This window comes from Microbacterium sp. M1A1_1b, from assembly GCF_053345565.1.
In genome coordinates, this window is record NZ_JBKFAJ010000007.1 from 83,951 (window position 1) to 97,126 (window position 13,176).

Annotated in this window: 16 protein-coding genes; 1 reads left to right on the top strand and 15 read right to left on the bottom strand. The window is 67.1% G+C overall.

The window, feature by feature from the left end; genetic code table 11:
* Window positions 1–101 precede the first annotated feature (101 nt).
* From ACLBWP_RS15385 to rplS, 11 genes are all read right to left on the bottom strand, one after another.
* On the bottom strand, window positions 102–527 hold the full coding sequence (locus ACLBWP_RS15385; RefSeq protein WP_447655824.1) for a hypothetical protein: 426 nt from the start codon (window positions 525–527) through the stop codon (window positions 102–104).
* Window positions 524–2,569: a hypothetical protein gene (locus ACLBWP_RS15390; RefSeq protein WP_447655825.1), complete on the bottom strand. Its 2,046-nt coding sequence runs from the start codon at window positions 2,567–2,569 to the stop codon at window positions 524–526. The genes ACLBWP_RS15385 and ACLBWP_RS15390 overlap by 4 nt, the downstream gene beginning before the upstream one ends.
* Window positions 2,566–4,257, bottom strand: coding sequence for a hypothetical protein (locus ACLBWP_RS15395; protein WP_166778673.1), 1,692 nt, complete (start codon window positions 4,255–4,257; stop codon window positions 2,566–2,568). The genes ACLBWP_RS15390 and ACLBWP_RS15395 overlap by 4 nt, the downstream gene beginning before the upstream one ends.
* Window positions 4,258–4,297: 40 nt before the next feature.
* Window positions 4,298–5,632, bottom strand: a complete 1,335-nt coding sequence (locus ACLBWP_RS15400) for a tyrosine-type recombinase/integrase (protein WP_166778672.1) — start codon at window positions 5,630–5,632, stop codon at window positions 4,298–4,300.
* Between the two features lie 134 nt (window positions 5,633–5,766).
* Window positions 5,767–6,831, bottom strand: a complete 1,065-nt coding sequence (locus tag ACLBWP_RS15405) for a YifB family Mg chelatase-like AAA ATPase (protein ID WP_447655826.1) — start codon at window positions 6,829–6,831, stop codon at window positions 5,767–5,769.
* Window positions 6,828–7,181, bottom strand: a complete 354-nt coding sequence (locus ACLBWP_RS15410) for a YraN family protein (RefSeq protein ID WP_447655827.1) — start codon at window positions 7,179–7,181, stop codon at window positions 6,828–6,830. Before ACLBWP_RS15410 ends, ACLBWP_RS15405 begins: the two co-directional genes overlap by 4 nt.
* 141 nt (window positions 7,182–7,322) lie before the next feature.
* A complete protein-coding gene (locus tag ACLBWP_RS15415) occupies window positions 7,323–7,673 on the bottom strand; it encodes a histone-like nucleoid-structuring protein Lsr2 (RefSeq protein WP_243560669.1) in 351 nt (116 codons plus the stop codon).
* Between the two features lie 96 nt (window positions 7,674–7,769).
* Entirely contained in the window at window positions 7,770–8,093 is a 324-nt protein-coding gene (locus ACLBWP_RS15420; RefSeq protein ID WP_056126028.1) for a DUF2469 family protein, read from the bottom strand.
* A 90-nt stretch (window positions 8,094–8,183) separates the two neighbouring features.
* Window positions 8,184–8,903 carry a ribonuclease HII gene (locus ACLBWP_RS15425; protein WP_447655828.1) on the bottom strand — a complete coding sequence of 240 codons (720 nt, stop codon included), beginning with the start codon at window positions 8,901–8,903 and terminating at the stop codon, window positions 8,184–8,186.
* A complete protein-coding gene (gene lepB / locus ACLBWP_RS15430) occupies window positions 8,900–9,646 on the bottom strand; it encodes a signal peptidase I (RefSeq protein WP_243560665.1) in 747 nt (248 codons plus the stop codon). The genes ACLBWP_RS15425 and lepB overlap by 4 nt, the downstream gene beginning before the upstream one ends.
* 117 nt (window positions 9,647–9,763) lie before the next feature.
* The gene (gene rplS, locus ACLBWP_RS15435) at window positions 9,764–10,120 is read right to left on the bottom strand and encodes a 50S ribosomal protein L19 (RefSeq protein WP_243560663.1); all 357 of its coding nucleotides are present in this window, start codon (window positions 10,118–10,120) and stop codon (window positions 9,764–9,766) included.
* 178 nt (window positions 10,121–10,298) lie between these two features.
* Here rplS and map point away from each other — a divergent pair, with 178 nt between their 5' ends.
* On the top strand, window positions 10,299–11,081 hold the full coding sequence (gene map, locus ACLBWP_RS15440) for a type I methionyl aminopeptidase (RefSeq protein WP_447655829.1): 783 nt from the start codon (window positions 10,299–10,301) through the stop codon (window positions 11,079–11,081).
* Window positions 11,082–11,221: 140 nt separating this feature from the next.
* Here map and trmD read toward each other — a convergent pair whose 3' ends face one another.
* Genes trmD through rpsP form a run of 4 tightly spaced genes read right to left on the bottom strand, consistent with a single transcriptional unit; the run spans window position 11,222 to window position 13,154 of the window.
* Window positions 11,222–11,917: a tRNA (guanosine(37)-N1)-methyltransferase TrmD gene (trmD, locus tag ACLBWP_RS15445; RefSeq protein WP_447655830.1), complete on the bottom strand. Its 696-nt coding sequence runs from the start codon at window positions 11,915–11,917 to the stop codon at window positions 11,222–11,224.
* Window positions 11,918–11,919: 2 nt separating this feature from the next.
* Window positions 11,920–12,546, bottom strand: coding sequence for a ribosome maturation factor RimM (gene rimM, locus ACLBWP_RS15450; protein WP_447655831.1), 627 nt, complete (start codon window positions 12,544–12,546; stop codon window positions 11,920–11,922).
* A complete protein-coding gene (locus ACLBWP_RS15455; protein WP_056126038.1) occupies window positions 12,503–12,739 on the bottom strand; it encodes an RNA-binding protein in 237 nt (78 codons plus the stop codon). The genes rimM and ACLBWP_RS15455 overlap by 44 nt, the downstream gene beginning before the upstream one ends.
* Before the next feature lie 4 nt (window positions 12,740–12,743).
* Window positions 12,744–13,154, bottom strand: a complete 411-nt coding sequence (gene rpsP / locus ACLBWP_RS15460; protein WP_243560655.1) for a 30S ribosomal protein S16 — start codon at window positions 13,152–13,154, stop codon at window positions 12,744–12,746.
* Between the last annotated feature and the right edge of the window lie 22 nt (window positions 13,155–13,176).

Sequence of the window (13,176 nt, forward strand, 5' to 3'; positions counted from 1 at the left end):
CGAGTCCGTCTCCTAACGTTCGCAGACAGAGGCCCGGGTAGTCGGTTCGGCTCCACTCAGGGCGGCTGTGATGAACCGAATGATCCCCGCCGCGCCTGCCGTCAGCGTTCGTCGGCAGTCTCGGCGCGGTTGAATCGACCCCGGGCGTCGCTGAGATTTGGGTGGAGGAGCCGGAGCTCGTGATTGTCGAGCGCGAGCTGACGAATCACTTGCGCGTACTGCTCGGAGCGTTCCGACTCACCACGAAGCTGGGTCCTCAACTCCGATATTGTCTGCTGCAACTCGCGGACCTGTTCCTCGATCGCGCGGCGCTGTGGTGCCTCGGGACCGGGCTGCTCCTTCAGTGCAAGGTTGTGTGCCTTTCTTCGCTCGTTGATGTGTGGGTAGGTAACGTTGATGCTCGTCCGCTTGAGTCCTATCGTGCGCATCACCTCAGTGGCGGTCAGCGTTCGTCCCTCTTGCGCAGCCGACGCGAACAGGGCATCTAAAGCGGCCTGAGTCGCCCCCTCCGATCGCTCAACACTCATGATGACCCTTCGAGGGCATCGAAGAAGGCGATGAGCCGGGAGGAGTGGTCCGCAGCGCTGGCGCGAACTCGGGGAGCTCTGGCCTCATCGGCGGCGACTTCGGCGAGCCCACTCGCGCGGTCTCGCCATGCAGCGATGTCCTCGGGAGTGAATACTGCGTTGGCGCAGCGAAGCGGTTCGCAGGAGAGTAGGTCGGGTGCGCTCGGCTCTTTCCGCATGCAGAGTGCCTTGGTCCGGTCGAAGACGCAGGTCACGGCCGCACCTCGATAGATGTAGGGGTCGTGGCGTTTGAGGAAACGGGTTAGCTGGGCCGGATTCTCCGGTAGCTGCCCGGCGAACCCCAGCGCAGCTCCCATGCTGTCGAGTCGGCGAACGACCTCGTCTTTGGCCCGACCGACGACGCTGTGCGCGTCTTGCGCGAACTCCCCGAGCCATTCGCCGCGGGCGAGGGCCTGCTCTCCAGCCACCTCATCGGCGAAGCCAGATCGGGACTCCCCCGCATAGCCCCGGAACATCTGCAGGGACAGGTGCTTGTATTGCAACGCGCCGGCTGCGACACCGCCGGGTCGCCGCGCGATGAACCACGCTAGCGTGCGTCTGAACTGCCGAGTCGATAGGTGCCATCGCGTTCCGTCCGCTCGCGCGATCTTCGGGCTTCCAGGTATTCCGGCAGCGCGACCGTTCGCCCAGTCGACGAGCTTGTCGAGGTTCGTGTTGGTTTCCGAGCCGGACACGAGCGACTTGGTGTCCGACCGGTCGTGTGATGTGCCGAAGCGTAAGGGACGGAAGAGGTACTCCTCCCCCGGCTCGGCTAATCGTTCCAGGACCTCGACAGCCCGTTTGACGACGGGGGACACGATCCAGTGCGCGGCTTCGCCGTGCGGGTTGTCGTTGCCCTTGAACGTCGTGCCGTGAAGGCGATGCACCTGCAGACGACCGGTCGAGTCGCTGTCCGTGCGGATGCATCCGCGCTTGATGTGCTTCACCTCACTGTCGCGCATACCGCTGAAGAATGCGATCAACACATACGCTGCGGTCTGCAGCGTCCGGCAGAGGCTGGGTACTTCTCGGTAGGTGATCCGGCCCGACCAAGGGACGCCGAGAAGCGTCGCGGAAGGATTCGACCGAAGGAAGGTGTCGGAGTCGACACCGTTGTCCGCCGCGAGGGCACGCACCTGGTAGTCGGCGATGCGGATGGTCAGACCTGTTGGCACGCCGGCTTCTCGATCGAGTGCCCGGTAGTTCGGTCGCCCCTGCCATGCCTTCTCATAGTGACCCGGCAATGGTTCGCCGCTGGCGCGGTAGTGGGCCAGGAGGGCAGCCACTCTGCTGCTTGCGTCACCCCGGCGGCGCGAGATACCCGGCCGACGGGCTTGTTCCGTGATCAAGTTGCGGTGTTCTTCCGCAGAGCCCAGGATGTCGCCGGACAGCTCGTCGACGAGGCGGGTGCTCCACCAGATCAAGGGGTTCAGTATTTCTTCAGGTATGCGCTGGGTCTTGTTCTCTCCACGCGGCGCCTCAGGCGCGGCACGCCAGAACACCATGGCCTCAGGATCGGTTGGGAGTGGGTCCGTCAACCGGTCACGATATGCCCAGAAGAGGCGCGCACTTCGAAGATGGGAATCGCGGAGCTTGCCGAGGGCGCCGAGGTAACCGACGTACTCGCCGTAGTGCCGGGGAGTGACTTCCGAGAGCCGGGTGAGCCGCTTCGAGGTCAAGAACTGAAGGAACAAGAGGACGCCCGTGAAGTGGACGCGAATGGATGACGTCGCGTACGGTTTGCCGCGCGGCATCAGGTCGTCATCGAGCAACTGCGCGAAGAGTTCCTTTGCGGCCGGGCGAAATGGTGCGGGCACGCGCAGGAACTTGAGTGAGTAGACATGGGCGTGGCCGAGGCGTTCCGCTGGAGAGAGCACCCACGTGTCGTCTTCGAATCGCGACGTTCCCGTCAGGCGCTCTGCATCGATGCGGGCGGCCAGGACGTGTCGGCGCGGGCTCCATGTCCGACGGTGAGATCCCGCCTCCGCGGCCAGGTTGGTCAAAACATCTCCGGTTCTAGGAGAATCTGCAGGGCCGTGTGGGGAGGCATCAGAGTCGCAAAATGTGCGATCTCCTCGGTTGTTCGGGAAGGGAGGATGTCGTTGTGTATGGCAAGCCACGCTTGACCGAACCGTGCTACCCATCGGTCGAGCGGCAGCCGTTCGAATTGTTCGATCAGCTCGGCGGATAGGCGGAGGATGGTTGGAATGTGTTCGTCGCTCACGACTGCACACGGGCATCCGAAGCAGGCAAGCATGCTCGCGTCGCATTCGACTCCAGGTTGCTCCGGGTTGCCGAGGACGTCGCGGCAGCGCATGAACGCTGTAGTGACCGCGTCTGGTACGTCGGGCGCCTCCAGTCGTTGAGATATGGGTGCCGTCTTTTCCGGGCTGCGTTCCGCAGTGAGGCGGGCGTCGAGGTCGAGGAGAGCGCCGTTCGTAATCGACTCCAATGCGCTGCGGGCCGTCGGGTCCGGGGCGATGTAGGACCGGTAGAGGACCTCGGGCGTGTTGGTGACGGCCGCGCGATCGAGCTGAAAGTTGTTCGCCTGAGCTCGTTCCCGATCGACGGTCGTCTTAATCCTGTTGAAGGTCAGGCGAATCGCCGCGCCACCCTCGGTCAGGTTGTGTGATCGCGCCCAAGCGCCTAGGTCCGGACCGGCGACGTTGTTCAGGCGATTCTCCCAGACGAATCGGTGGCTGCCTCCGTTGCGCTGCAGGAAGAGGCAAAGCAACTTGTCGGAGTGCGCTAGATCTCGGCTTCGGCGGCCGAGTCTGTGGAGGAGCAGGTACATGCCGCCAGCCGTCTTCAGCTGTCTTTTTGCGCTCCCGATGTCCCAGAGCACCGTTTCGGACTCGTAGCCGCGTCGCCGTTTGATCGTCTGCGTTTCGAGGACACTCGACTCCCGTACGCGGTGTTCACCCGTCAGCTCCTTCAACGTCTCGATGTTTCGACCCGTTCGTATAGCGAGCAGCACTAGAAGTGGCTCGAGGTCGCGGACGGTGAGGAAGAGCATTCGCGCGAGATCGATCATCGGGACGACGACCCTCATGTGCGCCGTTCGAAGGCGCGGGGGACGCCCGGTGTCTGCCATCTCCTCGAGCATCCGTCCGACGACGCGCTCGTGTTCCGAGAGGCCCTGGCTCCGCTCCCTGAACCGTCGGAGCAGCTCCTCTCCATCGGCGATTCGCCGGACGATAGCTTCGACATCACGCGTGGCAGCAGCGGTGATCAAGGCGAACGTTTCGGGGTCGTAGCCCGGCTGGGGCGAGTGTGGGCGCGCCGGGATCGCGTCGCTCGCAGCCTCAAAGAGGTCACGGTCACACAGACCGAGATCGTGCAACGCTTTGGTGAGAACTCGGAGGTCGGTCATCCGCATGCCCAGCGTGGGCGAGTCCCTGAGATGCACTCTGTACGCCCTGACGTGCTCGGGACCAATGTCGTCGAGCGACACATCGTCCCCGAGCTCGGTCGAGAAGAATTGGAGGAAACCTCGGTAGGACAGTTGGCACTGGCGTGCGATGAGGCTCGAGCGCCGCCGCGTTCCAGTCCCCGTCGTAGCGACGAACGCCCGAAGGAACGGTAGATGGAGTTTAGGCGCCACCCAACCGCGGGTCGTCAGCCAGCCGGTCCTGCCATCGGCGCCATCCAGTCGCGCGCGTAGTCCGCCATCGTCCGCGATGATCCTCACCGGCAGCTCGTACAAAGTCGCTGCGTTCACCTGTTCCGGCCTATCCAAGTCGGGTCCCAAGGCTGTCAAAGCTGATCTCGCGCCCGGGCGGCGTCGCGACGAGATCCTCGGTGTCGGGGATCAGCCGCAGTATCGTCTCGGCTTCGAGCTCGGCAAGGTTGTGGATGTACACCATGGTGGTTTCAATCCTTCGATGCCCCAGTCGTCTGCTCACCCAGTTCAGGGGGTCCCCGATCATGGCCGCAGGAGCAGCTTCGCCCCGCAAGCTGTTGTAACGCCGCTGGAGCTGAGCGAGGGTAATCGTCGCCCATGAGTGCCGGAGCTTGTGAGGGTTGCACTCGATGTCGAGGCCGAGCCGTTTCACCCTTGTGTTTGCGGCGATGAAGACGCCTTGCCAGGTTCGCGGGCGCATCGGCAACCCGTCGGCACGCAGCCAGAGCGCTGCGGGTTCGAGTCCACGCGGAGTGACCCGGTACAGCCGCAAACGCTCGCCAGGACTCGCGTCCGTTGAGCGAACTCGCCGACCCGAAGCGCTGCGGAAGGTTCCGTCGTCGTCCAGCATGAGCTTGTCGCGAACGGTGGTGTACGACGACGTCTCTTGGGCCGACTGCACGGCGTCCGATCGATCGCTTCGGACGTACAGGTCCACGACCCGCAGCGCGCGCTCCGCAACGAGAACTTCGCGCCCGGAGCGGTTCTTCGTTACCGAGTCCGGCACTGCGAGCCTCGAATACATGCTGGAGGCGTCCGAACGGGGGATCTCCGATAGGAGAAGGGACGCCTGTTCAGTGAGCCGAAACCCGACACCGAACATGAGGTCCGCGAAGGCGGCGTTACGAGCGGTCTGCCGGCTGCGAGACGAGGGGTCACGATGGCCGTTCGATCCATAGCCTCTTACGCCGACGTCCCGCCAGGATCGATACTCCGCGGGCGTCAGCCATGGCGCCGTTGGAAGTTTGGTCCTGCGGAGTTCCGCTGGCCGATCCGCGGTACGCAGATGCTGACCGATTCGAGGGCGCTTTGCTGGTGGGATCAGGCGTATGGGCGTCTCAGCAAGGTTCCCGATCGAATGTTGGAACGCGTAGAACTGTGCGACGGCGGTCACTTCGTTGTTCCAGGTGCTCGCCGCGATCCGCGGACCATCAGGGTCTTCGTTGCGCCAGTAGTTGTATGCCAGTCGATCTTCGTGTCGGACCGCTCGCCAGTTGCGCCGATCGTGCGGGAGCGATCGAGCGTGCCACACGAAGTCGAGGAACCGCGCGAGATGGTGTGCGTACAACGTCAACGTGGTGGATGCAAGCAGGGTCGAACCTGAAGTCCAGAACGCGTTGAGGTCGGGGTCAAACGCTCCGCACGGATCCAGGACGAACGGCACATCCGCGCGCTCGTACAGAGAGCGACCGTCCGCCGGCTGCCTGAAAGGGACGGGCCACACACCATCGTCTCTTCCACCCACGACTCGGTATCGCTCCCACGTCGGCCAGACTCGCACGACGCGATCGTAGCCCCTCACACGTCAGGTGCGACAAAAGGCACGACGACCTGGCACCGCGCCGGGAACTCGGCCGACCCCGCGGCCCGGTGCACCGTGATGCGGCCGGACTCCAGCGGTTGCCGCAGTGCGTCGAGCACCGCTCGGGGGAACTCCGGCGCCTCGTCGAGGAACAGCACGCCACGGGTCGCGCGGGACACCGCACCGGGACGGATGGTGCCGGAGCCGCCGCCGATGAGCGCGATCGCCGACGCCGAGTGGTGCGGCGCTTCCCACGGCGGGCGGGTCGTCCACGACCGGGCGCCCAGGCCGGCGACGGACCGCACCGCCGCGACTTCCAGCGCGGCCTCGGACTGCAGGTCGGGCAGGATCCCGGGGAGCCGCTCGGCGAGCATGGTCTTGCCGGCGCCGGGTGGTCCGAGGAGCAGCACGTGGTGACCACCGGCAGCAGCGGTGAGCATCGCCCGCACGCCGATCTCGTTGCCGACGACGTCGCCGAGTTCGGCGGTGGGCCGCACGCTCTCGGGCACGGTCGTCGTCAGGACCGGGTCGACGTGGACGGGCGGCAGCAGTGCCCCCGCGTCGATCGCTGCACCGCGGAGCGAGTCGACACCGTGCACGACGACCCCGGGGACGACACGTGCTTCGTCGAGGTTGCCGATCGGGACGACGATCCGGTCGGCGCCGGCGGCGCGAGCAGCGAGCACCATCGGGATCACGCCGGGAACGGGCCGGACCCGTCCGTCGAGCCCGAGTTCACCGACGTAGACGACGCGGCCCGACGCACGTGGTGCCGTCCCTGCCGCGGCGAGCACGGCCATCGCGATCGCCAGGTCGAACCCGGAACCGCGCTTCGGGATCGCCGCGGGCGTGAGGTTCACCGTGATGCGACGTGCCGGCAGCGGGCAGCCGGCATTGGCTGCCGCGGACCGGACACGTTCGCGGGCTTCGCCGAGCGAGGTGTCCGGCAGGCCGATGATGCTGAAGCCCGGCAGCTGGCTGGTCAGGTGGGCCTCGACCTCGACGAGTCGCCCGCTCACCCCGAGCAGCGCCACCGCCGCCGACCGACCGATGTCGCTCATACGAGGGCCTCGACGTGCTCGACGATCGCTCGGTCGGCGATGAGGTGCACCGCCACGGCATCGATGCGGATGTGGCCGGCCGTGTGCTCCGGGTGTGCGGCGAACCACGCCGGGACGAGATGCCGGAGCCGTCGGAGTTTCGTCCGGGTGATCGCTTCGAGCGGATGACCGCCCACGGCACCGCTGCGCGTCTTCACCTCGACGAAGACGAGTCCGTCCTGATGTCGCGCCACGATGTCGACTTCGCCGCGAGCGCAGCGCCAGTTGCGGTCGACGATCGTGAATCCGTGCTGTTCGAGCCAGTCGACCGCGATGTCCTCGCCCCGAGCGCCCATTTCCGCTGTTCCCATGGGCCCAGCGTCGCGATCACCGATGCGCCACGAGCGAAGCCACCGCAATCTGTGGACGGAATGCCACTGACGAAGACCTGTGCATGAACGACGGAACCCGACCGGCCACGGAGGCCGATCGGGTTCCGGTGGAGCGGGAGATCAGTGTGCGGCTGCGTACGCTTCCTGCACCTGGGTGGAGATCCGGCCGCGGGTCGAGACGTCGTACCCGTTCTCCTTGGCCCATTCACGGACCTTTGCGAGTTCTTCCGAGTTGCCGCGCTTGGGAGCGGACTTCGGGGCTGCCGTTCCACCGGTGCGGCGACCGCTCACCTTGCGTGCGGCGGCGATGTAGTCGGAGATCGAGTCGCGGAACTTGTCGACATTGTCGTTCGACAGGTCGATCTCGTAGGTGGAGCCGTCGAATGCGAATTCGACGGTGCGACCGTCACCCGGGGTGATCGGCGAGTCGTCGAGGTCGTCGACGAGCTGCACGGTGACCTTCTGTGCCATTGTGTTCTCCTTGCTGGTGGGGACGGGAAATCCCCGCCAGCGTACCGTGCATTTGTCGGAAATGCCGGAGGACGTGCACGGAAGAGAAAGCGACGATCACTCGTCGAGTGCGAGTTCCTTCGGGAGTTCGAGTTCCCGCGTGGTGAGTTCCTCGACATTCACGTCCTTGAACGTGAGCACGCGGACGGACTTCACGAACCGGTCGGAACGGTAGACGTCCCAGACCCAGACGTCGTTCATCGTCAGTTCGAAGTAGAAGTCGTGCTCGGTGTCGCGTCGGGCGAGTTCCACCTCGTTCGCCAGGTAGAACCGCCGCTCGGTCTCGACCACGTAGCGGAACTGCGCCACGACGTCGCGGTACTCACGGTAGAGGGCGAGCTCGACCTCGCGGTCGTAGTCGTCGAATTCGTCGTCATCCATTGCGGCCACAGTCTACGGCGCACGAGCACCCCGCGGGCGACGGGACGGACACGAGGAACGACGACGGTCGGCCGCGCCGCGCGGAGGACGTCACCCGGCGACCTGGTCGAGTGCGTCGAAGCCCGCCAGCTCGACGGCGTCGGGCGCTGCGGACACCGCGTGCAGCCAGCTCGTGCGGTGCAGGGCGTGTGGACCGCGGCTGCGGATCGCGTCGTAGTGCGCGGTGGACCCGTACCCCTTGTTCGACGCCCACGCGTAGTGCGGTGCCTCGTCGTGGGCAGCCACCATCAGGGCGTCGCGCTCGACCTTGGCGACGACCGAGGCCGCAGCCACCGAGGCGCAGTCGCGGTCGGCCTTGACCCGGACGACCACGTCGAGCGGCGCGGATGCGGGCACGAGCGACGGCGGCAGTGCGCGTGAGAGCCAGTCGAACGACCCGTCGAGCAGCACCACGGCGCCGTCCAGCGACACCCCCGACGCGACGAGCGTCTCCAGCGCGCGGGCACCGGCCAGGCCGAGCGCCGGCACGATCCCCTGCTCGTCGACGTACGACGCCGGGGCCATCCCGACCGCGGTCCGCGCCCAGCGGGTGACCACGGGGACGAGCTCGGTCCGGCGACTGGCGGACAGCAGCTTCGAGTCCGCGAGCCCCTGCGGCACCCGTCGGACGTCCAGTGTCACGGCGGCGACCCCGACGGCGACCGGCCCCGCGATCGCGCCGCGTCCGACCTCGTCCACACCGATGACCGTCACCCGTCCGGCCGCGAAGTGCGACTTCTCGACCCGGAGCGAGGGACGGACGGGCGTCACCCGCTCTTCTCCTCGACCCCCGCGAAGACGTCGGGGTAGTCGTTGAGCCAGGTCCAGCGGCTGGTCGGCCACGAGATCACGAAGGCGCGCCCGGTGACGTCCGACATCGGCACGAACCCCTTGGACGGCGTGTCCCCGTTGTACCGGGAGTCCTTCGAGTCGTAGCGGTTGTCGCCCATCACCCAGATGGTGCCCTTCGGCACGGTGACCGAGAAGTTCGTCCCCGACGCCCGGGTCTCCCCCGCGGGCAGCTTGAGGTACGGCTCCTTGAGCGGTACCCCGTTGACGGTCATCTGTCCCAGGTCGTTGCAGCAGGCGACCTTGTCGCCCGGCAGACCGATCACGCGCTTGATGAGGTGGTCGTCGCTGTCGCCGGTGCCCAGACCGACCTGGGTCAGCAGCCAGTCGATCGCCTTCGCCGGCTGCGAGGTCGGCGTGACGCTCGGCACCTCGGCACCGGTGAGCCACCCGCCCGGGTCCTTGAACACGACGACGTCACCGTGCTTCAGCTTGACCGCATCGGGCACGAGTTCGTTGACGATCACACGGTCGTTGATCTGCAGTGTGTTCTCCATCGACGCCGACGGAATGTAGAACGAGCGGATCAGGAAGGTCTTGACCAGGAACGAGACCAGCAGTGCCGCGATGAAGATGATGAGCAGGTCGCGCAGGAAGGTGAGCACACCGTTCCGCTGCTTGGTGGAACGCGGCCGACGCCCGTCGTTCTCGATCGTGTCGGTCATTCCACCCTCGAGGTCAGGAGAAGCAGGGAACAGGGAAGCCCCCAGCCCGATGCACAACCGTACATGGACCGGGGGCCGTCAGCGGTGTCCGGCTCGCGGACCTCACTGTGAAGGCGATCAGTTGTCGCGCTTCTCCTTGATCTTGCGGCGGGCTGCCTTGCCGCGGAGTTCGCGGAGGTAGTACAGCTTCGCGCGACGGACGTCACCGCGGGTGACGATCTCGATGTGGTCGATGATCGGCGAGTGCACCGGGAACCAGCGCTCGACGCCGACCTGGAAGCTGACCTTGCGGACCTTGAAGGTCTCGCCGAGCCCGTGGCCCTGACGGCCGATGACGACACCCTGGAAGACCTGGACGCGCGAGCGCGTGCCTTCGATGATGTTGACGTGGACCTTGACGGTGTCTCCCGCGCGGAAGTCGGGGACGTCGGTCCGCAGCGATGCTGCGTCGACGTTGTCGAGGAGTTGGCTCATGGTTGGGTCACTCTCTGCGGACGCACACGGGTCGCCGCGGATCGGTTTCGGAAACGAAGTGGTGATGTGCCCGGTGTCGGCGACTCCCCCGTGGCAGAGTCCAGCCAGGGCACAGCGACCCATGATGCCACATCGCCCGGCTGCAGCCAAACGGATCCGCACCGACCAGGATGGACGCATGATCGAACTCCGCACCCCCGCCGAACTCGACGGACTCCGAGCCGCGGGCCGGTTCGTCGCCGACGTGCTCGACGAGCTGCTCACCACGGTCGACGTCGGCGTGGACCTGCTCGACCTCGACCAGGTGGCGGCCCGGATGATCGCGGACCGCGGTGCCGTCAGCTGCTACGTCGACTACCACCCGTCGTTCGGCCGGTCGCCGTTCGGCCGGAACCTGTGCACCTCGGTCAACGACGCCGCCCTGCACGGGCTGCCGCACGCCTACCGCCTGCAGGACGGCGACGTCGTCAGCATGGACTTCGCCGCGAGTGTCGACGGGTGGGTCGCCGACTCCGCCGTCACGGTGCAGGTCGGCACCCCCGACGCCGAGGACCAACGCCTGATCGACACGGTGGAGCGCGCGCTCGTGGCCGGGATCGCCCAGGCGCATCCAGGCAACAAGCTCGGCGACGTCTCGCACGCGATCGGCGCGGTCGCACACCAGGGCGGCTACGACGTCAACCTGCAGTTCGGCGGGCACGGCGTCGGTCGCACCATGCACGGCGAGCCGCACGTGCCGAACGACGGACGACCGGGCCGCGGCCTGAAGCTCCGCCCGGGACTCGTCGTCGCGATCGAGCCGTGGTTGATGCGCGGCACCGACGAGCTGTACCAGGACGACGACGGCTGGACGCTCAAGAGCGTCGACGGCTCGCGCGCCGCGCACGTCGAGCACACGGTCGCCGTCACGGAGCGGGGGCCGGAGATCCTGACGCTCCGTCGCGCCCAGCGCGACCAGTAGCCGGACAGGAGGCCCGGTGCCAGCCGGCCACGGGCCTCCAGTCCGCCATCGGGCCACCCACACAGCAGGTCACCCGCACAGCAGGCCGAACCGCGCGTTGGTGGTCCGGAATCCGGACCACCAACGCGCGGTTCGACTGCCTACGCGCCGTCCTGGGGCAGCAGGTCCGGTCGGACGCGCCGCGTCCGCTCCAGCTGCTGCTCGTGCCGCCACGCGGCGACGCGGCCGTGGTGGCCACTGAGCAGGACGTCGGGGACGTCGAGCTCGCGCCACGATGCCGGCTTGGTGTAAGAGGGGTACTCGAGCAGGCCGTCCTCGTGGGACTCCTCGACCAGGGACTCGGGGTTGCCGACGACTCCGGGGACCAGGCGTCCGACGGCCTCGATCATGGCCATCGCCGCGACCTCGCCGCCGTTCAGCACGTAGTCGCCGAGCGAGAGCTCGACGACGGTGCTGCGCGTGGCGGCCCACTCGAACACCCGGGCGTCGATGCCCTCGTACCGCCCGCAGGCGAACACCAGGTGCTCGTGGTCGGCCAGCGACCGGGCGATCGGCTGCCGGAAGGGCGTGCCGGCCGGGGTGGGGACGACGAGCGTCGACGAGCCGTCCGACCGCAGGATCGACGACAGCGCCTGCGCCCACGGCTCGGGCTTCATGACCATGCCCGCGCCGCCGCCGTACGGGGTGTCGTCGACGGTTCGGTGCCGGTCGGTCGTCCACGAACGCAGGTCGTGCACGTGCAGGTCGAGCAGGCCGCCCTGCCGGGCGCGGCCGAGCAACGAGACGTCGAGCACGCCGAAGAACTCCGGGAAGATCGTGACGATGTCGATCCGCACGGTCAGTCCCGGGGTTCCGGAGCCGGGGTCACCGTCTCGGGGCGGGACATGTCCTCGGGGTCCTCGAACAGGCCCGTCGGCGGGGTCACCGTGACGGTGCGCCCGGCGATGTCGACGCTCGGCACGATGGCCGACACGAACGGCACGAGCACCTCGCCGCGATCCGGCGTCGTCACGGCGAGCAGGTCCTGCGCGGGCAGGTGGTCGACGCGTGCGACGGTGCCGACGGAGACACCGTCACGGACGACGTCGAGGCCGACCAGCTGGTGGTCGTACCAGGCGTCGTCCTCGCCGGTCTCTTCGTCAGGGTCCTGGTCGACCCACAGGATCGCCCGCGCGAGCGTCTCGGCGGCGTCACGGTCGGCGATGCCCTCGAAGAAGGCGACCGCGTGACCGTTGTACCAGCGGAGTTCGTCGATGGCGATGGTCTTGCCCGACCACGGCGAGTCGTCGGGGACCTGGAGCGAGAAGACCGCTCCGTGCGTGAACCGACGATCCGGGTCGTCGGTGTAGAGCTCGAGCTTGAGGCCGCCCTTGAGCCCGTGCGCCTTGGTGATGCGACCCACCCGGAGTTGGGTCGCCTCGTCAGGAATCGGTGTCGACCACGTCGACCCGCACCCGCTTGCCATCGGCCAGAGCCGTGACGAGGGTGCGGAGCGCCTTGGCGGTCCGACCGGCGCGTCCGATCACGCGGCCGAGGTCCTCGGGGTGCACGCGCACCTCGAGGACCTCTCCCCGCGCGGAGGTGGAACTGGCGACGCGCACGTCGTCAGGGTGATCGACGATCCCCTTGACGAGGTGCGTCAGCGCAGAAGCGAGCAAGGAGTCACGCCTCGGTCGTTGCTGCGTCAGCGTCGGCCTCGGCCGGAGCGGCCGGGGCCTTCTTCTCCGACTTGGGCTTCAGGACGGCCTTCTTCGACGAGTCGACGGTGAAGGGCTCCTTCGGCTGCTTGACCTTGACCTTGGACTCGGTGTCCTTCTCGCCCTTGAACTTGGCCCAGTCGCCGGTCAGCTTGAGGAGGGCAGCGACCTGCTCGGTCGGCTGCGCGCCGACGCCGAGCCAGTACTGTGCCCGGTCCGACTTGACCTCGATGAACGAGGGCTCCTCGGTCGGGTGGTACTTGCCGATCTCCTCGATCACGCGACCGTCGCGCTTGGTGCGCGAGTCGGCCACGACGATGCGGTAGTACGGTGCTCGGATCTTGCCGAGACGCTTGAGACGGATCTTGACAGCCACAAATGCTCCTGTTGCGTGTTGT